Origin of the sequence: Pseudomonas sp. NBRC 111133, from assembly GCF_001320605.1 — a bacterium.
In the GTDB taxonomy this organism is placed as follows: Bacteria; Pseudomonadota; Gammaproteobacteria; order Pseudomonadales; family Pseudomonadaceae; genus Aquipseudomonas; species Aquipseudomonas monteilii.
This window is the reverse complement of the sequence record NZ_BCBJ01000083.1, coordinates 68,485-89,268: the sequence shown is the minus strand read 5'-3', so window position 1 is coordinate 89,268 and position 20,784 is coordinate 68,485. Positions and strand designations below refer to the sequence as shown.

The 20,784-nt window shown below is 54.9% G+C and carries 16 protein-coding genes; 7 read left to right on the top strand and 9 right to left on the bottom strand.

The features are described from left to right. Window positions 1–265 precede the first annotated feature (265 nt). Entirely contained in the window at window positions 266–475 is a 210-nt protein-coding gene (locus APH36_RS32745; RefSeq protein ID WP_029887776.1) for a hypothetical protein, read from the top strand. A 195-nt stretch (window positions 476–670) separates the two neighbouring features. Here the strand turns inward: APH36_RS32745 and APH36_RS19745 are convergent, their stop codons facing one another. Then, window positions 671–1,072, bottom strand: coding sequence for a helix-turn-helix domain-containing protein (locus APH36_RS19745; protein WP_082426422.1), 402 nt, complete (start codon window positions 1,070–1,072; stop codon window positions 671–673). Window positions 1,073–1,154: 82 nt separating this feature from the next. On the opposite strand from APH36_RS19745, the gene APH36_RS19740 reads away from it, so the two are divergent. The 3 genes from APH36_RS19740 (at window position 1,155) to APH36_RS19730 (ending at window position 6,530) form a co-directional block, all read left to right on the top strand. Then, window positions 1,155–1,457 carry a hypothetical protein gene (locus APH36_RS19740; protein ID WP_041505971.1) on the top strand — a complete coding sequence of 101 codons (303 nt, stop codon included), beginning with the start codon at window positions 1,155–1,157 and terminating at the stop codon, window positions 1,455–1,457. Window positions 1,458–1,462: 5 nt separating this feature from the next. Then, window positions 1,463–1,681 carry a hypothetical protein gene (locus tag APH36_RS32740; protein ID WP_060499935.1) on the top strand — a complete coding sequence of 73 codons (219 nt, stop codon included), beginning with the start codon at window positions 1,463–1,465 and terminating at the stop codon, window positions 1,679–1,681. A 490-nt stretch (window positions 1,682–2,171) separates the two neighbouring features. Next, window positions 2,172–6,530: a hypothetical protein gene (locus tag APH36_RS19730; RefSeq protein WP_060499934.1), complete on the top strand. Its 4,359-nt coding sequence runs from the start codon at window positions 2,172–2,174 to the stop codon at window positions 6,528–6,530. A 654-nt stretch (window positions 6,531–7,184) separates the two neighbouring features. On the opposite strand, the gene APH36_RS19720 is transcribed toward APH36_RS19730, so the two are convergent. Then, entirely contained in the window at window positions 7,185–7,790 is a 606-nt protein-coding gene (locus tag APH36_RS19720) for a DUF262 domain-containing protein (RefSeq protein ID WP_029887770.1), read from the bottom strand. A gap of 257 nt (window positions 7,791–8,047) precedes the next feature. Between APH36_RS19720 and APH36_RS19715 the strand changes: the two genes are divergently transcribed. Further along, window positions 8,048–8,620, top strand: coding sequence for a hypothetical protein (locus tag APH36_RS19715; protein WP_060499932.1), 573 nt, complete (start codon window positions 8,048–8,050; stop codon window positions 8,618–8,620). 481 nt (window positions 8,621–9,101) lie between these two features. Here the strand turns inward: APH36_RS19715 and APH36_RS19705 are convergent, their stop codons facing one another. The 6 genes from APH36_RS19705 to APH36_RS19675 form a co-directional block, all read right to left on the bottom strand. Next, a complete protein-coding gene (locus tag APH36_RS19705; RefSeq protein WP_060499931.1) occupies window positions 9,102–10,325 on the bottom strand; it encodes a hypothetical protein in 1,224 nt (407 codons plus the stop codon). 30 nt (window positions 10,326–10,355) lie between these two features. Further along, a complete protein-coding gene (locus APH36_RS19700; protein WP_041506453.1) occupies window positions 10,356–11,615 on the bottom strand; it encodes an integrase in 1,260 nt (419 codons plus the stop codon). Window positions 11,616–13,430: 1,815 nt separating this feature from the next. Then, window positions 13,431–14,180: an amino acid ABC transporter ATP-binding protein gene (locus tag APH36_RS19690; protein WP_082426424.1), complete on the bottom strand. Its 750-nt coding sequence runs from the start codon at window positions 14,178–14,180 to the stop codon at window positions 13,431–13,433. An 11-nt stretch (window positions 14,181–14,191) separates the two neighbouring features. Then, window positions 14,192–14,851, bottom strand: coding sequence for an amino acid ABC transporter permease (locus APH36_RS19685; protein WP_060499929.1), 660 nt, complete (start codon window positions 14,849–14,851; stop codon window positions 14,192–14,194). A gap of 10 nt (window positions 14,852–14,861) precedes the next feature. Then, window positions 14,862–15,509, bottom strand: a complete 648-nt coding sequence (locus tag APH36_RS19680; protein ID WP_060499942.1) for an amino acid ABC transporter permease — start codon at window positions 15,507–15,509, stop codon at window positions 14,862–14,864. A 65-nt stretch (window positions 15,510–15,574) separates the two neighbouring features. Continuing rightward, window positions 15,575–16,363, bottom strand: a complete 789-nt coding sequence (locus tag APH36_RS19675) for an ABC transporter substrate-binding protein (protein WP_060499928.1) — start codon at window positions 16,361–16,363, stop codon at window positions 15,575–15,577. A gap of 282 nt (window positions 16,364–16,645) precedes the next feature. Between APH36_RS19675 and APH36_RS19670 the strand changes: the two genes are divergently transcribed. Then, complete coding sequence (locus APH36_RS19670) at window positions 16,646–17,086, top strand: Lrp/AsnC family transcriptional regulator (protein WP_060499927.1); 441 nt, start codon at window positions 16,646–16,648, stop codon at window positions 17,084–17,086. Between the two features lie 50 nt (window positions 17,087–17,136). Here APH36_RS19670 and APH36_RS19665 read toward each other — a convergent pair whose 3' ends face one another. Continuing rightward, window positions 17,137–20,184 (bottom strand): aminotransferase class III-fold pyridoxal phosphate-dependent enzyme, encoded by a 3,048-nt coding sequence (locus tag APH36_RS19665; RefSeq protein WP_060499926.1) that lies wholly within the window; start codon window positions 20,182–20,184, stop codon window positions 17,137–17,139. 142 nt (window positions 20,185–20,326) lie between these two features. Between APH36_RS19665 and APH36_RS19660 the strand changes: the two genes are divergently transcribed. Beyond that, entirely contained in the window at window positions 20,327–20,767 is a 441-nt protein-coding gene (locus APH36_RS19660) for an Lrp/AsnC family transcriptional regulator (RefSeq protein WP_016714074.1), read from the top strand. Window positions 20,768–20,784: the final 17 nt, after the last annotated feature.

The following is a 20,784-nucleotide window of genomic DNA, read 5'->3' as shown; positions in this document are numbered from 1 at the left end:
AAGCTCACGAGAGAGCTGAGGGGAGATCGCCTCGATGATGACATGGGCATGTAAGCTGATGTTGGTAACGGAGGGGGGGGGGGGCGAGACGTGCTGATTAATTGCCAAATGCGCGGCCTGGAAATCGCGTGGCAGCAAGCGTTGACTTTGCGCACCTGGCTGCCGGGCACTGTTTCCGCGACCTTGAGAGATTCGTTATGACCTGGAAGGCCGAGATGGAGTACCTGGATATACCCCGTGCCATCCGGCAGGATGGACGCTGAAAATGAAGAGGACGATCCTGGGAATGGCAGAGGCCGGAGAGCCCCTCTTACAGCAAGCCCTCGAAGCCATCCGAGCCCACCAGAAGGCCGTTGATGAAGGACGACCAGCTGATGAGGTGGCTCGCCTCCGCTTGGAGGCTGACCACCTGTACCAGACCGTCATCGACTATCAATTGCTCAAGGCCGGCAGTCTGGGTCAGACACAGCACTGATTTGCGAAATGGCAAGCGGAGCGCGCAGGCCCACGATGGGCCAGAGGCGAGAAGATGGAAGCCCGATAGGGCCGGAACCTGGCGAAGCCAGGGTGCGGTTCACGACAGCTGTCCCCGCAGGGGCGAGCCTTAAGCGTTACACCTTGACTTAAAGGCGGAGCGCTTTTTCCGCATGCCTTATGGCTATACGGACGATCAATCCGCGAAGGCGAGCTCTGCTTGCATGCAGTTCGACTCATGACCGCTCCTGGCTCTACGGGGCACGTGACGCATTTGGTGACCAATCTCTGGGATCACTCGAAGGCCGGGCAAGCCATCCTTCCGCTGCAAATCTTCGATCTCTAACTGCAGCTTGGAGATCAGCTCAGAAGGAGGCTTACCGGTATCCTCGCTGAGTGTCAGGGTGAGGAGGGTAATTGGACTAAGCTCCAGGCGTCGGCTCACCTGATCGAGCTTGTCGAGCGTGATGCTTGATTTACCCAGCTCAAGCTTTGACAGGTAGGTGCGGCTTGGCGTGTCAGCAAAGTCCCGCTGGGTGATATTACGCTTGCTGCGCAGTGCGCGTAGTACGCTGGCGAAGGAGGCTTTGAGCGTCATGCTTCAGTCTCGGCTTTGGATATTTCGATAGGTGGCTACGTTTTCAGCTTCCAGCCTACCACGGCTGGAAAAGAGCGCTCTCATGCGTATACCTTTGAATGACGCCGCCACTGCTCGCTTAAGGGCCGCTACTCGAGGACAAAATGTGAACGTAGGCGATTTGATTGAAGAGCTCCGCAAGTATGATCCCGACCTACCAGTTTTGATTCCGCGATCTGACTGTTCAGCGTTAGAGGACGCTATCGCGTGTTACCAGGATGTTGTGCGCGAAGGGCAAATCATGGGCTACGAGTCGCTGAGCTGGTTACCTGGGGAAGCCGATGATCCTGCCGCCGATAAGCGTCAAGTCGTGGTCATCGACTCCAGTCTGCCTATCCCTGCGTGAGCGAAATGACAATGAAGCGGAAGGATCTCAGCAAAGTGTTGATGCCGGACGATCCGATGTGCACCGAGGCCGTCGAGGCTTTGAAGCGGTACCATAAGGCTCAATCCGGGGGCGTCACTGGTGTGGAGTTGGAGCGCTTACGGATGATTGCCGAGCAACAGTTCCAAGCGGTGACAGACTATCAGCTGGGTGCGCTCGGAGGGACGGCCCCACGAAATCATTAAGGGGCGGTGTATTACCGCGGCAAGACGTAATGAGGCATTGATGCCTTAGCTGTGTCTCCTTTAGCAGAACAATCATCCCTAAGGATGCTGGCGCTTCTCGGTGGGCTGGGTGGAACACATAAATCGGAGACATGGATGATGGTGCAGTCAACCTCAAACCCGGAAGCTTGGGTCGACATGGAGGCTGCGACGCTCTCAGCTCGTTTCAGCAAGTACTGATAAGTGATGTTAGGCCACGACTGATCGGACTGGACGGCCGCTGACCAGACTATAAGCCGCTGTCAGAACATGACCGCTGCAGTCTTTGGCAGAGGCGGTAGCAAGGCTCAAGGCGCGCACGACACATGGAGTTGCGTCGTGCAGGCTGGCGCTCAAAGAGTTCGCGCTGCGTTTGTAGGTAGAACCCACCGATCACAGCTACGTTTCAGGTAGGATAACAGAGCCTCTGCAGCCCAAGTCGGGTCTGCAACTGACCTGCTTGAGACTAGCTATGACGCGGCCCCTGGACGCCTTCATCGACCTTGACCGTACTTTTTCCAAGATCCCATTCGATTCAGACGCTTCAGACGATGTAGATCTGAGCAGTCGGCTTAGCAGGAGCGGAGAACTTCGCTGGGCAGACTTGCTTCAACATCAACGAGTCATACTGCTCTCTGAGGCGGGATCGGGCAAAACCGCTGAAATCCGGAACGTCACCCGCCAGCTCCGTAGCCTGGGAAAAACGGCCTTTTTCCTGCGGATCGAAAACGTCTACCCGGATATGGAAGACGCAATCGAAGAAGGCAGCTTCGAGGAATTCGAAAGCTGGTTAGACTCCGGTGCGGAAGGCTGGCTGTTCATGGATTCAGTAGACGAGGCTCGGTTAAAAGATCCTAGAGACTTTGAGAAAGCGATCCGCAAAATCGGCCGCTTGACGCAACGCCTTGGCGCCAAGGCGCACCTACTCATTACCGGGCGCAGCACAGCGTGGCGCGCCAGGACAGATCTAGCGATCTGTGAGTCGACGTTTGCCTTTGCGCCCATAGCTAAGCAAGCGCCTGCTAGTACTGCTGACGTACCTGAAGATGAAGCGCACACGGTTCCAACAGAGACAGAGTCAGGTGGGTCGTTCCTTGTAGTGACGCTGGATGATATTCATGGAGAGCAGGTCGACCGGTTCCTCGCGGCCACCGGTGTCACAGATGGTGAAAGCTTCCGCGCTGAACTTGACCGGAGGGATGCGTGGTCGTTGACGACGCGCCCACTGGATTTCCTGGAGCTCGTCGGCTATTGGCACGCTCATCTCCGTATAGGTTCTCGCCTTGAGCTGATGAGAAGCAGCATCGACCGTCGCCTAGAAGAGCATGACCAAAATCGCGCTGAGATCAAACCTATCGCCCCAGAGAGACTCCGCGAAGGTGTCTGCCTCATAGCCGCCGCGACAACACTGGGTCAGATGTCTGCTGTCCGCGTACCGGATGGCGATGCCAATAAAAAGGGCATCCCGGTTCGTTCTGTCCTCAAGGATTGGAATGACGCAGACGCAGGGACACTGCTAAGCCGGCCGATTTTCGAGCCTGGCATATATGGAACGGTTCGTTTTCACCATCGCACAGTCCGAGAATACCTAACGGCTGAGTGGCTTCACGAGCTGATCCGCGGTTCGGCCTCTCGTGTCAAGATCGAGAATCTTTTCTTCCGCACTCAATACGGACTGCAGGTAATTAATCCCTCGCTGCGTCCAGTCCTGCCTTGGCTGGCGCTTTTGGATGATCGCATTTGTGCACGGTTGGAGGAGGTTGCTCCAGAGGTATTCTTCGAGGGTGGTGATCCAGGCCAGCTCCCATTAACGACTCGCCGGAACGTGTTGCGTAAAACTTGCGAGCACTTGGCGCAGCCGGCCCATAGCTGGTCGATGACTGACTATTCTGCTGTACAGCGATTCGCTCACCATGACCTCACCGGAGATATAAAAGACCTGCTGGCGCTCTACAGCACAAACGACGATATTACCTGGTTCCTGCTACGCATGGTTTGGCAAGGGGAGGTGGTGGGAGCGCTCGCAGAAGCTAAGCAATTCGCTCTCACTGCACAACACAAGCACACACGTTTGGCAGCAATACGTGCCGTCATCGATTTGGGCACGCCCCAGGACGTCGATGACCTACGCCAAGGGTTGTTGGCCTGTGACGAGGAGGTCAATCGAGAGTGGTTGGCTGAGCTTGTACATGTAGAAGCCTTGCCGCCGGACGAAGAATCAATTCGCTGGCTACTTGCAGCGATCGAGCGAGCCGCGAAGAAGGAACGCTATAGCGGTAGGGACAGCCTGGCGATTAACCTTTCGAACTTGGCAGTAGATTTGCCGCTGGAGTATCTCCCTACCCTTATCTTTGGACTTGGAGCACTTCTGGCCAAGCCGCCTACCAAAGATCACGGTTTCATCGCCATCTCGAAAAGGTACATCTGGCTTGCCGAAATTGCTGGTCAATGTGTGCTCCGGCTGATCCATGAGCGCGATCCGTTCGCGCTCGATGAAGCCGCCCTAGCAATCTTGAGCAAGCTCGCTCTAGCTCATGTCTACGATGAGAGGGACATTCGTGAGCTAGGCGAGAACCTCAGAGCAGCCGTGCCCACTTGGCCTGAACTCGACTACAAACTCTTCTGGTATGACGTTGAGATTGCCCGAAAGGGGCGTGTGCATCGCAACGAAGCCGTAATCAACGTATGGCAACTGATCGGATTCCGGCCATTTTGGACGTTGAACAGGGAGAATTTCAGCCTCGCCTGCGCCCAGATTGTTAGCCTCGCCGATTTTCAAGATCGTCACATGGCGATGAGTATGGGCGTTGAAATCTACAAGCAGCATGGCAGGCCGGCTGAGTGGGAGATTCAGCTTCGAAAGGCCACTGAATGTGACTCCGAGCTCAGCGACAAGCTGGAACTCATGTTGAATCCTCCGGCGCGTCAGGTCGAGGCATGGGAGATACAGCAAGCCCAGTGGAAAGAAGAAGCGGCTCAGCGCGAGTATGAAGAAGCGAATCGACGTCGCGAGTGGCGTGAGGGTCTTGCCGCCGATGTCGCGCACATCAACAGTCCCGAGCCGGGTGTGATGACTCGCTGTCAAGCCTATCTACTCGAGGAGATGCGTGATGGTACGTCATCCTCAAGCACATGGAGCAGCGGCAACTGGCAGTCACTCGCTCTCGAGTTCGGAATGCCGGTCGCTCAAGCGTTTCGTGTAGGGGCGATTAATTTCTGGAGGGGCTATTGCCCACGGCTTCCATCTGAAGGCGCGCCGGCGAATACGACTCCATACCAGGTGATTTTTGGGTTGACGGGGCTTGCTATAGAAGCCAAGGAAGAGTCGTCCAGTTTCCTCCAAATGTCTTGCAGGGATGCTGAGTATGCCGTTCGTTATGCACTCCTTGAATTGAATGGCTTCCCAGAGTGGCTCCCTACGTTGTTCAAACACTGGCCGCAATCTGTTCTAGAAATCGTAGAACGAGAGATCTGTTACGAGCTGAGTCAGCCATGCTCGGATTCAGGTGGCAACCATGGCAACCATGTCCTACGCAGGCTGCGCTACGGTGGTGAATGGCTGTATGAAGCACTATCAGCCCCGCTCTTGACTCGGCTGGCTCAACCTGTGAAAACCCTGGAATCCATTCAACTCGTCATGAGCGTCGTAGTGGAGTTCCCCATCAGTGATCAGGCACTGGCTGAGCTCGCCAGCGAGCGTGCTATCGCAGAGAGCGATCTGGATATCGCGCCGTCTTGGTTTGCACTGTGGATTGGATCGAAACCCGCTGAAGGTATCCCGGCACTGGCGGCTCGTCTCGACTCGCTGCCTTCAGATGACGCCAAAGCTCAATTTGCGATGCTCTGCCTAATTGGCATTGTTGGTGGCCACAATGCACACCGTTGCCGGCAAAACTACAAGACAGTAGGGCACGCCAAAGCGCTGTATCTGCTCGTTAACGAGTACGTACGTATCGCGGATGACATCCAGCGTGCAGGAACAGGCGTCTACTCGCCAGGCCTGAGGGACGACGCCCAGAATGCACGTGATGGATTACTTGCCTTCATTCGAGAAACGCCTGGTAAGGAAGCATTTCTAGCTTTAGAGGAAATTGCTCAAGCGCATCCTTCAGAGAGCCTTCGCCCCTGGAGTGCTTTCTACGCGCAGCAGAAAGCCACGGCAGACTCTCAAACGCCGCCTTGGCCACCAGAGAAAGTCATCGATTTCCATAACTCGTTGGAAAGCAGTCCTACCACTCACCGAGAGCTTTGGAATCTCGCTATCGATCGCTTACTGGATTTGAAGCACGTGCTGGAAGAGAGTGACTCAAGCTGGGCAGAGCTTCTGTTGCCTTCAAGTCAAGAAACCTCGGTTCGCAAATACATTGGTGACTGGTGTAGAGAGCGCGCTGCAGGCCGCTACAGCGTAGTCCAGGAGGAGCAGCTCGCGGACGACAAGCGACCTGACTACAGGTTCCTGAACACCCAGTTCGATGCTCCCGTACCGGTCGAACTGAAGCTCTCGCAGAACTGGAGCGGGCCGCAACATTTCGAGCGCCTTGAGAATCAGTTATGCGGGGATTACCTTCGCGATGACAGGTCGAGCTGCGGAATCTTTTTGCTTGTCAGCCGAGATGATCAAACCAAATGGGAAACCCCAAAGGGTGATCGAGTCGGGTTTGACGGCTTGGTAGCAGCCTTGCAGGAACACTGGTTGAGTATCGCCTCTAGATATCCTGGCGCTGAGGACATAAAGGTCATCGGCATCGACCTTACCAAGCGGGGAGGACAGGCAGCAGCCAAAGCCATCAAGGCCAATCAGGTGGAAGCCGGCCTGAGCGAGGAGGGGTGAAACCTTGGCCGATGTCGTAGAAGGCGAGCGTCAACTACGGCGGTTGCTTTGGGCTCTCTCCGCATTCCAGTCTGGCGATCCCAAAGCGATAGTTCTCCTCCAGGAAATGCACGCAGTTGAGCAAGATTTGGATGATGTCGCTCTTTCCTGCAAGCATCTTCTCGACCAGGTCACTACGTCTGCTCACACCTCAGGCCGTAGGATCGTAGATGAGTTGACCATTCCATCACCATGGCGCGAGCGATTCGCCCAAGCGAGCGTCGGCTCAACACGGTTAGCCGCAGGCCCATACCTGCATGACCTGGAAAAATTCGTTGATGAGTGGGAGAAGGAGATGAGGCATCTCGAGACCCATCGGCAAGCTCTCCACAGGGACTGAGCTAAGTTTGATTCCGCAGGCATGGTGGGTTAGCTTGAAGCCGTACCCATGGATCCACTGGTGACGAGCATGCAAACATACATTGAAGAAGACTGGATCTAGCCGGAAGAGGGCGCCCTTACACTGTCATGTCAGGGCATCTGCGGAGGCAAGCGGAGCGCGCAGGCCTCCGGCCGGAGGCGTGAGGATGGAAGCCCAGCGGGCCGCGACGCCGGCGGAAGCCGGTGGCGCGGTTTACGACAGCCGACCCCAGGGGGGGCACGCTAATCATTTAATCAAGCAGATGCCCGCTGATCTTCAGTATGTGGAGTTCCACCGAAGGCTCGAAGATCGTAAACCTTACGTAACGCAGCCTCATCACCAGAATGCACCCGGGCTTGAGCAAAAGGCATCGCCAAGAAACGCTTACGCTCCTTGTCACCGACCTCCGCCCAATACCGCACACACCCATCCGCATCGGGCACGCCAAACCTGCCAAGCAGATAGCCTTCCAGGGCTGTGAGCCTCTGCTGGCCATCTAGCAAAACCTCGCTGTTCAGCGCATAGGCGCCACCATCAGCAAACTCATACCAACCGTTCACCAGGTAAGACCCAAGATCTGAACCCATCCAGATTGAAGTGATAAACCGAACCTGCTGCTCCTCAGTCCAAACTGAAGGCCGTTGCCAGGGAGCCAGGGGATGTCCCATGGCAAACCGAGTCGCCCACGGATACTTGGCACGAGCCCGTGCGGGATCAACTGAGTAGGCCTCCAGGTTGGACGCGAGCATGTCGATCTGAAACATCTGTAGCGATGCGTCCAATTGCTTCTTGGGCATTTGAATACTGCCCGACTCATCGGCGCCGCTGAGTCGCTGAAATACTGCGTTTGATAGGGCCATTTAATGTCTTTAACTGAAGTAGAGGGATGTGCAGACCACGGGGCATTTCTTTTCAAACATTTCCGCGGCCTGAATCGATGACGGGAAGATAACACAACAGGGGAGGGGCGTGATATCTGCACATATGTACAGCTACGAAAAAATCATATACAGCATAGGCACCTCTGAAAGGGCACGAAAAATTTCTCAATACAACTCAAGTTCTCAGAAAATCATCCGTTTATGGTGATAGACCCACTGTCTAAACTGAGGATTTAATGAGTTTGAATATCAATACCGCGCCAGCCACTCAGAGATTTCAACGTCAAATTCGCTGCTGGCGCGAAAGTGATTCTAATAATCACTGGGAGTGTACGATCACGGGCGTGGGCGAGGGCGGTGTAAGGCTCCAGTTTAACTCTCATGGCCTTGAATTCAGCTTAGCAGTCGCCTATGAGTTGGCTTTCTACCTTGCCGAAGCGATCGCCATCGTGGAGCAGTCCAGTGCAGAGCCGACTACGGCAGTGGTCAGAGAAGATGAGCCACTACTGAAGCGGGAATACAGACTGTTCCTGGACTGGCATTTGAACGCAACCGGTGAGATCCCCTTCAGTAAAGCTAGCACCGCACTCATGCCGTTTCCCGAGGGCTATGCAGGAGTCTCTATCCAGACAGTCAGACCTGGTGGTGTTGAAATGGAGTTCGAATGCTCTAGCTATTCATTTTCGAAAGATGACGCAGCCTGGATTATGGAGAAACTGCTTGAGGCAAGCGGGCAAACGCTTGAAATTTACGAACGCCACTGTCTCTTTGAAACGCTGAAGCGCCAAGGCTACAAAATCCGCGGCTGACAATCCGAGGTGCAATCATGAGCGCTGGACGCCTTGTCCTAGCGCTCAGGTACTCGATGGCAAGCGGAGCGCGCAGGCCTCCGGCCGGAGGCGTGAGCATGGAATCCCAGCGGGCAGGGACGCCGGCGCTAGCCGGTGGCGCTGTTTACGACAGCCGTCCCCATCGGGGCACGCCATCTCAGATCAACGCAGGGCAGGGGATCTTGATCAAAAGTTCGTGACCAAGATCGAGTCAATCACCGGGCGGTACCTCTTTAACCTTTCTATTGGCTGGATCTACGAGATACTTCAAGGCCTCACGACTCTCTAAAACCTGGTCGCGAATCTCCTCGAGATCAATCGACATACCGCCGCGGTCAGTCGTTCTGAGGGTCTTGAGGCTGTTAACAGCCTCGATGAATTGACGCTCACGTGTTATCTCGGCTTCTGACCTACGATCAGGAAAAAATAAAGTCCAGAGCTTGGAGAATACACCCATATCTCAGCGAGCTCGGTATTTGGGGTGCCACGCATAATACCGAGCGAATACGTTATCACTCGTGGATCCGCGAACCATCAGGCGAAAGTGATCAAATGGCAAAAATTCTGCCAAACGCATCAACGAAGTCCCACGCAGCCACAGCAGAGAAGCATTTCGAAAAGGAGAGTCATCCGGAACCTCAACGCCCAGATTTTCCAGATTCATCACTACCTGATTGCAAATGGATTTGAAAATGAGGTTCGCATGCCTACTGCTAATACCACCGCGGCCGCTCTGAGTAGAAATTAGTGGTGTCGGATCGAGGCCAAGGGGTGTCATATGCGTTCCCAGATAAGTTCGAAACCGCGCAACCCATCGCTCAACATATTCTGATGGTATCATAACATGCTTCAATGCAGGAAAATGCGGAACATCCAGCCTGTAGGTGCCATCATCTTTCCTGCACAAAGACTTCATAAGAATGACCTTGCCGAACTGTTCAATCTCGCTTGGCTGCAATTGCAGATAATAAACTGTAATAATCATGAATAGCTTTCGCTCAAAACCTGGATCCGCTTCAGCCATTGCCTCAGCCACTGCAACGAACTCCCGCCACTCAGATGCATTAAAGCACCTTTTCCCTTCATGTACGGCGTACAAAGGTGCATATTGTCTTGACCGGTGAAGCTCATGTGCTGGGTTTTTATCAAGAACGTCTTCTCCGGCTAGGTGCAAGTAGAATTGGTTGATCACTGTCATTACTCCAGCAAGTATCGACGAGCCCGTAATTTTTACTTGGTCGCCCTCAATCTGCGACGTGCTCAGGCTCGGCCTAAAGGGTCTCCAAGCCGGATTCACAACCATGGCCCTAGAGCTTCGTTTAGCCGAGGCGCGCATTAGACGCTTTTCGGGGCTTTGTGCAATCCAATGATCTGGTGGGCACAAACAAAAATCCATAAAGCAACGAATATCAATTTCATCAAGCTCCGTTACTGGTTTCTCTACGACCAGCAAACACCACAACAACAACCTCTCAGCCGCTGCACGATAAACGGTATACCGGGTAGCTACCGCATTGGCCTGTAGGAAACTCTTAACCCAAGCATAGCTTTCTAAAGGCCGTGCTTCGGCTGCGCAGGCCTGAAGCTGAGAGAGAACATATGGAGACTCATATTCTAGGCTCTCGGCATCCAATTGCAGGATTTCTTCAATCCCGAAGAAACAAGGGAATGGAATGTTGTTCATTTTCTCTTCCTTGGAAAGTTATCACAGGAATCAGCCGCGATCCTTCATACCAAGCTTCTTTATGGAGTAAGCGCGCTGATCATCCTGACTGCTGTAATAGACATTCTGAGTAGTCGAAAGGCTGCTGTGTCGGAGATCGGCTTGCAAATCCTTGGGATCACGGAAAGGCGCATCGAATGTTGCTGCGGTATGGCGCAACCAATGCGTAGAAGCCACACGCAGATTTTGGATCTCACCTTCATGACGCCCCTCTGCGACCATACGGCTAATCGCAGTATCAAAGACTGCGCGCATGATGATACGAACCATCCTAGTCGACAGGCCGGCTTTTCCGTCAAGCGTCATCAACAGTGGAGTGGTTTCGTTAGGAAAGGGTAGGGGGTTTAACCCCAAAAACTGCCTGTACCGTTTAAGGTAGCATTCGACATAGTCCGTCCGGACTGCGATTTTTCCGATTTTATTACCCTTGCCAACCGCGTGAAACCACCAATTTCCGTCGTGATCTAAGCGAAAATCCCCCATGGAAGGCTCCCAATTATCTCTCCCGCAGACATCGGAAACCCGGAGGTACATAGAAAACAAGGTGGAAGCGATGAACAGAGTGCGCTCATGCCGCACTGGATCCGAATCCGCCATGACTTCAGCGGCCTCGAGCACGTATTCCCATTGCAAGGGAGTAAGCGCGCGTGTCGTCTTTACTTGAGCAGAGCGACCCTTGAATTTGGATTTCTGCTTGATTGCTCGAAATGGATTTACGACAGCACATATCCCTTCATCGATGGCGTATTCAAAGAAGCTGCTACAGACCGAGAACACTTGGGCGATGCTGCCGGCTGTCAGGTTGTAATAGCCACCCTTGGTGGTTGTAGCGAAGGGACGCCAGGCAGGGTTCGGGATCAAAGATCCGCCGTCGACCGCATGCCCGCGAAGGTAGCGATTTCTTACTACTTGACCAACCCAGACCTCCGGGGGATTCATACAGAACTCTAGGAAAGCCTCGGCGTCCGAACGTCGTAACTCAAGCAGCGGACGCTGACAAATCAGCAGCGACCATAACAAAAGCCGCTCCGCATGAGTACGATACGAGTTGAATGTTGCTTCATTGCTTGTGTAGGACTGCAGAAAGCCTCGTACTGCGCCATAGCCTGCCTGGGCATCTGCTTGGGCAGGGAATTCGCTCAGATACCGATGAACCGTGAGTGCGACCTCATCATCAGTCTCAGTGGAAGATTCGATAAACCACCGGTGGGTACTGAACAATGGCAACAGTGCACATGGAGCTGTCTTCATGTCACTGACCATTTCCGGTTCTGGCACTTATCGGAAATGGACGGCTTACGCTCCTCTTTAACGCTCCAGCCAACTGTCCACAGCGAACCATATAAAGCCTCATGAAAAAACAATACAGATGCTTAAGTAAACATAACTCAACGCAGTTCACAACCCCTTCACTCGAAACACGGGAGAATATTTGCACCGGAGTCGATAAATAATTATTGATATATTGACGGACAGCTCGCGATTTAGCGATGGAATTAGGGCCTCCCATCCCTGGCACCATCCGTCAGATCCGCTGGCAGGGCTCTTGAAATCAAGCCGAGCACATGCTCATATAATGAAGCTTCTTCGAAGCTTCACTCCCAAGCCACTTTCTCAAACATACCCCCCTCCGTCCTAGATCATTAAACGACAATTGAAATGATCACTTTTAAAACATAACCGCCTTCCCGGCTGCGAGCAGGGCCTACACGGATCAGCCGCAGCTTTCCGGAAGTGTTTAAAAATGATCATTTACTCGCCCCCCCTCAGCAACCTAATTTGCAGCACAACACTCGATAGTGTCGCGATCATTTTAAAGTTAAAAATGATCAGCAACCGACGACTGAAGCCGCAACCCATCAGGGGATGGCACATGCGCGTGTGATAATTTAAAAATGATGATCACTTAGCGGAGTAGGTCGGAGTGCAACCACAAGCACTTTCATGTTTACTCAACTAAATGAATATTTAGTTGAGTAATTATTGGATTTGGCCTTGAAACCTCCGACAAAGGCGAGGGCTTCACTGCTCAGGAGGCACCTCCGAAACTGGAGAATAGCTGCGAGATTGCCCCGAGATGCACCTCCTGTAAAGCAATCCTGGCGCGCACCAACTCTATACCTTTCGGCTCATTCATCAGTGAGCGATAAACGAGGTCGTATTTGGTCTCCTGTAAGCAGTCTCGGAGACCTAGCAAGCAGGCGTAACACTGTATGCCGCGAATAAGTGTAAAAATGATGATCATTTTTTACTGATACGGACTGACTTCAATTAGACCTCATTCGGCTCCTCCTGCGCGAACGCCTGACCCGAATGGGCGTTGTCGCCCTGTACGCGCTATTTTCTGGACGGTATTGCGCTTAGGGTGGCGCTGGTAGGTGTGTTACCTCAGTGGCAAGCGGTGTGTGCACTTCTGGTCTGGGGCCTTGTTAGGGTGTCGATCATTTTTAAGATCCGATCATTTTCTGATGGAAGACCGGCACGCCCAGTGAAAATCCGCATGCTGTGTCTAGACTTGGCCACTTCTCATCATTTAGGCACACAATGATCAAAATACCTCCCGCAATTCTGAGCGATGGGCTTGCAAAGCATGAACTTAACCAATTGATAAATATGGAAAATCTGCTGGCGCACATCGTCAATCGACATGGTCAAAATTTCCTGAGCGTCACAGCCCGGATTTTAATCAAGGCACAGGTACCCAACCTTAACCTGGGTCAACGAATTCGCCGGCAAGGATAATCCAGGCGCTTGAGCTGGCTTAGCATCTGGCACTCCACGGTGCCGCTTGAAATATCAAATAACCCCATAATGCATATTATGTTAAATAATATATTATACTTCCGCTCTGTAACACTTCGCCGGCGCTATGTTGTTGGACCAAAATCCATGGTCTGGTCTGACGCCGAGTATTTTCGAACCTACCCCAGCGTGCGTTCCTACATCGGCGATTTTCAAGGATTTGACGCCTTCCAAGACCTCAGCAGCGCCAGGCTATTTCTTTCCCAGCACAACCAATCGCATCAGCATCAACCTCCGCCTGAAATGCACGTCAGCACCTGAACATCAGTCGTTATGTAGGTGCTTTTTCAGAAAAGCCCGGGTGCGGTCTTGAACGGGATTTCTCAGCATCTCACTGGGTGCACCTTGCTCTACAACAACCCCGCCATCCATGAACACGATCTGATCGGCCACTTCACCGGCAAAGCGCATTTCATGCGTGACGATCAGCATGGTCATGTGTTCGGCCGCCAGCTGTTTCATTACCAGGTTCACTTCTTCCACAAGCTCAGGGTCCAGTGCCGAGGTTGCTTCATCGAACAACATCACTTTGGGTTGCATGGCCAAGGCCCGGGCAATGGCCACGCGCTGTTTTTGCCCGCCGGACAACCGGGACGGGAACTCGTCAATCTTGTTGCCCAGCCCGACTTTCTGCAGGTACTCCAGGGCCAGCTCCCTGGCCGCACGTTTCGAATAGCCTTTGAGCTTCACAGGCCCTATCGCGATGTTTTCACAGACCGTGAGGTGCGGAAACAGATTGAAGTGCTGAAACACCATGCCCATCTGCTGGCGCACCTTGTTGATATGCTGCTCAAAGGCGCGGCCTTTCAAGGGTTGATTGACCTGAGCGCCGTCAAGCCAGATTTCACCACCATTAAGCACTTCGAGATGATTGATCGAGCGTAGCAAGGTACTTTTGCCCGAACCGCTTGGGCCGATGATGGCGAAAATCTGCCCACGCGATACCGACAGATCGATCCCCTTGAGTACCTCAAGGGTACCGTAGGCTTTACGAGCGCCCTTTACTTCTACCATAGCGTTGTTGTTCATCGTGACATCTCGACCTTTGCTTCAATAAGATGCAACCCGGCTTCGAGCGCCAGGTTGGCCATGTAGTAGATCACCGCGACGGCGATGTAGAACTCAAACGGGCTGTACGTTTCGCTGACGGCCAGCTGGGCGCTGTAGACGAGTTCGGCAATACCGATGATCGATACCAGCGACGTGTCCTTCAGCAACACGATGAGGTTGTTTCCCAATGGCGCGATGGTTTTTCTGAGCGCCTGCGGGACAATAATGTAGCGCTGGGTCATGGCCTTGCTCAGGCCGATTGAACGCGCGCCTTCTATCTGGCCCGGGTCAACCGCCTCGATACCGGACTTGATCACGTCGGCGTTGTACACGGCAAAATGCAGGCTGAGCCCGATGATTCCCGCAGCCAGCGCCGGAATATCGATACCCACCTGAACCAGCCCGTAGTAGATCAAATAGAGTTGCAACAGCAATGGCGTGCCCATCAACAGCCAGGTCATGAAACGCACAGGCAGCGCCATGACGTGAGGCGCATACAAGTCGATCAGCGCAATTAGCACACCCACGACCAGGCTGATGACACTGCTGCAGAGAAACATGACAACCGTCCACCACAGCCCGGTCGCCAGCATGTCGTAATAAGGTGCGATGACACTCAGGTTTAATCCTTCCACTGCCAACCCCTCACTTGGTCGCGTATCGCTTGTCCAGCACTTCCACCAGATACTTGACCGCGTAGACCATGACGATATAAAGCAACGCCGACACCATGAATATTTCGAATGGTTTGTACGTTGAACTGATGAAGCGCTGTGCGGTGTATGTCAGTTCAACCACCGAAATGGCCGACACCAAGGCGGAGCCTTTGATCAGGCCAATGGCATTGACGCCAAGCGGCCGGATCATGAGTTTCAGTGCCTGGGGAACGATGATGAATAACAATGTTTGCCTACGGCTGAATCCAATCGACCGTGCACCCTCCTCCTGGCCTGGATCAACGTTGACGATTGCACCTCGAATGGACTCTGACATATAGGCCGCGATGTTCATGCCCAAACCGATTACCGCAGCAGCGAACGGCTCCAGTTCTATGCCTATTTGTGGTCCGCCAAAATAGATGATGAACAACTGCACCAGGCAGGGTGTGCCGCGAAACACGCTGACGTACAGACTTGCCGCCCACCGCAGGATAATGAACGGCGATAACCTGCAGGTCACCAGCGCAATGGCGATAACCAGGCCAAGTAGTAATGAAAGCAATGAGATCTGCACGGTGACCCAAGCGGCTTCCAGAAAAAACGGGTAAGTGCGATGGATTAATGACAGGTCCATGAAACCACTCACAAAAAGTCTGCCAACCCGGCCCAGCCTGCCGGCCAGGCCATTCCTGGTGCGCTTCAGCGAATGTCGCTGCCCACCCATTTCATTGAAATTTCCTTGTACGTGCCATCTGCCAGAATCTCGTCCAGAGCCTTCTGCAACTGGGCCTTGAATTCAGGGTTGTTTCTGCGAATGGCGATGCCCAGACCCTCGCGGCCACCCTGCTCGTCCGGCAAACTGATGATCCGCACTTTTTGCCCGGTTTCCTTTACCGCAACCATGACCGGGATGCTGTCCATCACCACCGCATCGATACGGCCGGCATCCAGGTCGACCAGCATTTCAGGCAGGCCTTTATAAGTGCGCACTTTGAGATTGCCGCGCGCACGCGCCCATTTGTCATGCGAATCACCCAACGTGACGCCGACGGTAACATCCTTGAGGTCATCAAGTTCTTTAATCGGAGAGCTTTCCTTGACACCAATGGTACGGCCCGCATGGTAATACGGTCCGACGAAGTCAACGGCTCTAAGGCGCTCGGGGGTAATGGTCATCGAGGCGATGACAGCGTCATACTTCTTGGCCAGTAACCCTGCAATAATGCCGTCAAACGGTGTGGTGATGATTTTTATATTCACGCCCAGGCGCTGGGCAAGTGCTTCTCCGATGGAGGCGTCGAAACCGACAATTTCATTCTTTTCATTAGCAAAACTAAAGGGAGAATACTGCCCGCTCATTGCCACCCGTAACACGTTCGACGCTTGAACAGCCTGCAAGTCGTCGGCGTATGCCACACCTTTAGAGCACAAGGCGACAGCCGCTACCGCGGTGGAAGCAAGTAGCATTCTGGTTTTTCTTGCCAGCATCGAGGCACTCCTTGGAAGTTTGTATTTCTTATTGTTCCGGGCTCTTAGGCCCCATCCTTCACAGAAAGCTTTGCACACTGAAACCTTGAAATCACCCTGCAAAGTGCGTGTCGGACTGGCACATTGCCGGAATCGACCGACATAATGCCGGCGCCACTTCGACCCTGGGAGAAACTGGAGTAGTGTCTTCCAATGCACAAAAAAGGAGCAAATGGCTAACTATTCCCTGCTCTTTATTGGGGCGGACGGCCCTTTACCGGCGATCAGACAGGAGTGTCAGCATTGCGCGAATTAGACGTCAAAGATCGGGAAATCCTCGAAATACTCTCCAAGGAAGCACGTGTCGCACTCAAGGCACTTGCGGCAAGAATCGGCCTGTCAAGAAGCGCGACCAGCGAACGGGTTTTACACCTGGAGCGCAGCGGAATCATTCGGGGATATCGCGCGGACATTGGCGAAATTGATGCCAACGTAATACGGGCAATCATTCTGGTCTCGCTGAAACGCACACCGGCGCTTGGCCTGCTGGACCTGCTGGCACAGAACGCCCAAGTGAAACGGGTATCCTCAGTCAGCGGCCAACTCGACCTGGTTGTAGAGGTCGAGGCACGAACGATCGATGACTTGAACCGGGTGCGCGACGCCGTGGCGTGCCACGATTCAGTGGATGACATCACGACTGCAGTGGTGCTGCGGCGCGATATCGACCGCCAAAAAGCCTGAACGCACGGGCAGGACTTGCCGATCGGCACGCCCTGCCCGGTTGAAACGCGTTACTTCAGCGCCGCAGTGAAGCTGTCTTGCAGCACATCAAGCAGGAAGTCCGCATTGGCCCGGCTGAAAATCATGGAAGGACGCATTTTCAGCACGTTGTCATGCGGGCCTTCGGTACCGATCAACACGCCGCGTTCTCTGGCGCCATCGGCAACTTTTCTGGCCAAGGCCGTGGCCGGAGCCTTCGAGGAGCGGTCCGTGACCAACACAATGCCGAGGAACAGGCCCAACCCGCGTACATCACCAATCACATCGAATTGCTGCTGAAGCTTGCGGAAACCCTCAAGCAGGTAATTGCCGATGCTCAAGGCGTTCTCTTTCAGCTGGTCGCGCTCGATGGCATTGAGCACCGCCAGGCCCACCGCACACGACACGGGGTTGCCGGCGAACGTATTGAAATACTCCATGCCGTTGTTGAAAGCATCGGCAACTTCACGCGTGGTCACCACCGCCGACATCGGGTGGCCGTTACCAATCGGTTTGCCCATGGTGACAGCATCTGGCACTACCCCTTGGGTCTCGAACGCCCACCAGTGGCTACCGACGCGGCCAAACCCGACCTGCACCTCATCGGCCAGGCACAGCCCACCTTCGGCGCGAACCATGGCGTATACCTCCTTGAGGTAATGCTCGGGCAGAAACACCTGCCCCGCCACGCTGGGGATCGACTCGGCAAGGAAGTAGCCCGGGCCCTTGCCGGCTTTGCGCATGGCGTCCAGCTGCTCTGCCACCGACTCGGCAAACCGTTTGCCGTGTTCCTCCAATGGCCAGTGCTCGGGCGCGTAGTAGCTGTCTGGAACCATCGCCTCGTATACGTGCGCCGCCCTGCCCTTGCCGGCTTTGCGCTTGTACTTGTAAGGGCTCAGGTCGATGAGCTCTTGCGTGGTGCCATGGTAAGCCCAGTCCAGCACGATCGCCTGGTCGCTACCGGTGTAGTTGCGTGCCATGCGCAGCATGAGGCTGTTAGCTTCACTGCCCGAGCAGCCGAATGACGCCACACAAAGGCCCTCGGGCAACGTGCCGGTCAGCCGCTCGGCGTACTCGACGATGTTGTCGTGCAGGTATCGGGTGTTGGTGTTAAGCAGTGCAGCCTGGCGGGTCAAGGCGTCGACCACGTCGGGATGGCTATGGCCCAGGTGGCACACGTTGTTGAAGCAGTCCAGGTAGGCCCGCCCGAAGTTGTCGATCAGCCATACGCCATCGCCGCGGACGAACTTGATCGGGTCAGTGTACGAAATTGACAAATTCGGTAGCAGCAGCGCTTTACGCTTGGCAATGATCTGGGCCTTGGTCATTCCCTGCTGGTTGTAGGTTTCTGGCGGGATGCCGGCCAAGGTCGAGGCATCAGGGAACAGGTCAGCCCACACCTCGCGGTATTCGGGCTCTCCAACGCCAATGACCTCATTCGCGCTCAGCTGCGTATCGGTGGTCATCTGCAGGTGCAGGTGGGGAATCCAGCCGCCGTTTTCAGTATCGGTGCCCATGTAGCCCACCAGGTCGCCGGCTTCGAGCTTGTCACCGGCCTTCAAGCGGTCGAGCGCCTCGTGGGCCATGTGCCCCCACAGGGTCAGAAATGGCGGGCAACCTGGCGGGCTGTGCTCGATCATCACCAGCCCACCATAGCCCAGCGGGTCGGGTTCAACCTCAACGCTTTTGACGGTACCGGCGACCGGAGCGTACAACGGCGTACCGGCAGGCATCACCAGATCGACCCCCACATGCAGGGTACGGCGCCGCCCCTTGATGAAGCGCGACTCGAAGGCACTGTCCGTATAAATGGTACGCACCTCACCCCATGGCCCAATGGCCAGCGGCACGTTGTGCGCGGTAGAGAACGCATCCCACCAGCGCGTCGCATCGGCAGGCCGCTGCTCGGCTGAGGCGATGGTCATTTCGTGGCTGGCGTCGCCAAACGGCGCGATCACCTTGTTGAGGATGGCGGCTGACGGGCGCACCAGGTCGGCAAATGATGTGTGGTTTTCGGCGATCCAGCGGCGCACTGCACCCGCCCCCTCGACGGCATCGAAACCACAGGCTTTGCGCAGGATGCCTGTAGCCAGCCGTGGATTCATCGAATCAAGCTGTTCCAGCAGGCGCCAGGCTGGCGCTTCACTGATCGCCAGGTAGGGGTTGTCTTCTGTCTGATCGTGCCGGGAAGCGGAGAAAGTAACGCTGATGACCAGGCGCATGGCAATCAGGTTGAACAGCACGTCAAGCTCTTGCGCTTGCAATGGGTACTTTTCATGGAATCCGGCCACCAGCGCTGCGGCAGCGCCGATCGGGTCGTCCATGTCGAGAATGGCGTACGCACTGGCGATCGCGACCTCGGCAATCAGCACGGTGTGAACGGCATCGCCAAAGTCGATGAAGCCGGTCACATGGCGGGTGGTTTCGGCATCGACCAGGATGTTCCAGTCGTTGGCGTCATTGTGGATCACCTGCGCCCTGAGTGATGCCAGCCTGGGCTGTACAGTGTGTTCGAACCGGGTGATGAAACGCTCGACAATGGCCCGGCGCTCGGGGCTTTTAATGTGGTGCAAACGCGTACGGGAGCGTGCGGCATGGCGCAAGTCCCAGTCCAGGTCACGGACGGCACCCGGGTGCATGAACCCCTGCAGGGCGCGGTCAAGTTCACCGAGTGCCCGGCCAAAGTTGCTCATCAGCGCGAAAGAGCGCTTGGCCTCGGCAAGCGGCGTGCCGGCCAACCAGCTGACCAGGCGCACAGCATGCTGCTCACCTGTGGCGCTGGCCACGGATGGCAGGTAGTCACCCGCCACACTGGCCCGAAGGTGAGGCACACCCAGGTGCGCGCCATGCACGGCCAGATGATCGAGCAGCGCGGTTTGAAACTCGCTTTCTACCCGGGGCTCACTGGCATTGACGATTTTCAGTATCCAGCCCGCATCGACGCCCGTATCCAACCGGTAATTGCGGTCACGCTCCCCGTCCAGGGGGGTTGCCGTAGCGGTGACATTGAAGAAATCTTTTGCGAGGCCCTCTGCATCGCTTGCCGAAAACCGAGGTGCCGGGTGGGAAAGGTCTGTCATATCATCACGTTCCGAGCGAGCAAATTGTTTTTCAATAGCTTGTCATGCACTGCCGAAACCGACACCCTGCATACGGTCGGGATCGACAGGCATTATGCCGGTACCGACCGGCATAAAGACGGCGAGCTTATCAGGTGGTGCAATGCGTGAACTGGACGCAAAAGATCGTGAGATTCTTGAAGTACTTTCGAAGGACGCGCGCATTGCGCTGAAGGCGTTAGCCGGCCGCATAGGCCTTTCCAGAAGCGCCACGACCGAACGTGTGGCCAACCTTGAGCGCAGCGGAATCATTCGTGGATACCGTGCAGATATCGGCGAAATAGACGCCAATGTCATACGCGCGATACTGCTGGTGACCTTGCAGCGCACCCCTGCCATGGGGCTGCTCGACCAGTTGGCGACGGACGCACGCGTGCGGCGGGTTTCCTCGGTGAGTGGGCAGCTTGATCTGGTGGTTGAGGTAGAAACCCGGACAATCGACGACCTCAATCAGGTACGCGACAACGTGGCACGTCACGAATCGGTGGATGACATTACCACGTCGGTCGTCCTGCGCCGTGATATCGACCGCCAGGGCGCCTGATCATCCACGCATGATTG

Bases quoted from the DNA above. Each gene is read 5' to 3' on its own strand.
- APH36_RS19700 (WP_041506453.1), bottom strand. From the start codon at position 11,615: ATGAAGACAGCTCCATGTGCACTGTTGCCATTGTTCAGTACCCACCGG.
- APH36_RS19665 (WP_060499926.1), bottom strand. From the start codon at position 20,184: ATGACAGACCTTTCCCACCCGGCACCTCGGTTTTCGGCAAGCGATGCA.
- APH36_RS19675 (WP_060499928.1), bottom strand. From the start codon at position 16,363: ATGCTGGCAAGAAAAACCAGAATGCTACTTGCTTCCACCGCGGTAGCG.
- APH36_RS19720 (WP_029887770.1), bottom strand. From the start codon at position 7,790: ATGGCCCTATCAAACGCAGTATTTCAGCGACTCAGCGGCGCCGATGAG.
- APH36_RS19660 (WP_016714074.1), top strand. From the start codon at position 20,327: ATGCGTGAACTGGACGCAAAAGATCGTGAGATTCTTGAAGTACTTTCG.
- APH36_RS32740 (WP_060499935.1), top strand. From the start codon at position 1,463: ATGACAATGAAGCGGAAGGATCTCAGCAAAGTGTTGATGCCGGACGAT.
- APH36_RS19730 (WP_060499934.1), top strand. From the start codon at position 2,172: ATGACGCGGCCCCTGGACGCCTTCATCGACCTTGACCGTACTTTTTCC.
- APH36_RS19680 (WP_060499942.1), bottom strand. From the start codon at position 15,509: ATGGACCTGTCATTAATCCATCGCACTTACCCGTTTTTTCTGGAAGCC.
- APH36_RS19745 (WP_082426422.1), bottom strand. From the start codon at position 1,072: ATGACGCTCAAAGCCTCCTTCGCCAGCGTACTACGCGCACTGCGCAGC.
- APH36_RS19740 (WP_041505971.1), top strand. From the start codon at position 1,155: ATGCGTATACCTTTGAATGACGCCGCCACTGCTCGCTTAAGGGCCGCT.
- APH36_RS19705 (WP_060499931.1), bottom strand. From the start codon at position 10,325: ATGAACAACATTCCATTCCCTTGTTTCTTCGGGATTGAAGAAATCCTG.
- APH36_RS19715 (WP_060499932.1), top strand. From the start codon at position 8,048: ATGAGTTTGAATATCAATACCGCGCCAGCCACTCAGAGATTTCAACGT.
- APH36_RS32745 (WP_029887776.1), top strand. From the start codon at position 266: ATGAAGAGGACGATCCTGGGAATGGCAGAGGCCGGAGAGCCCCTCTTA.
- APH36_RS19690 (WP_082426424.1), bottom strand. From the start codon at position 14,180: ATGGTAGAAGTAAAGGGCGCTCGTAAAGCCTACGGTACCCTTGAGGTA.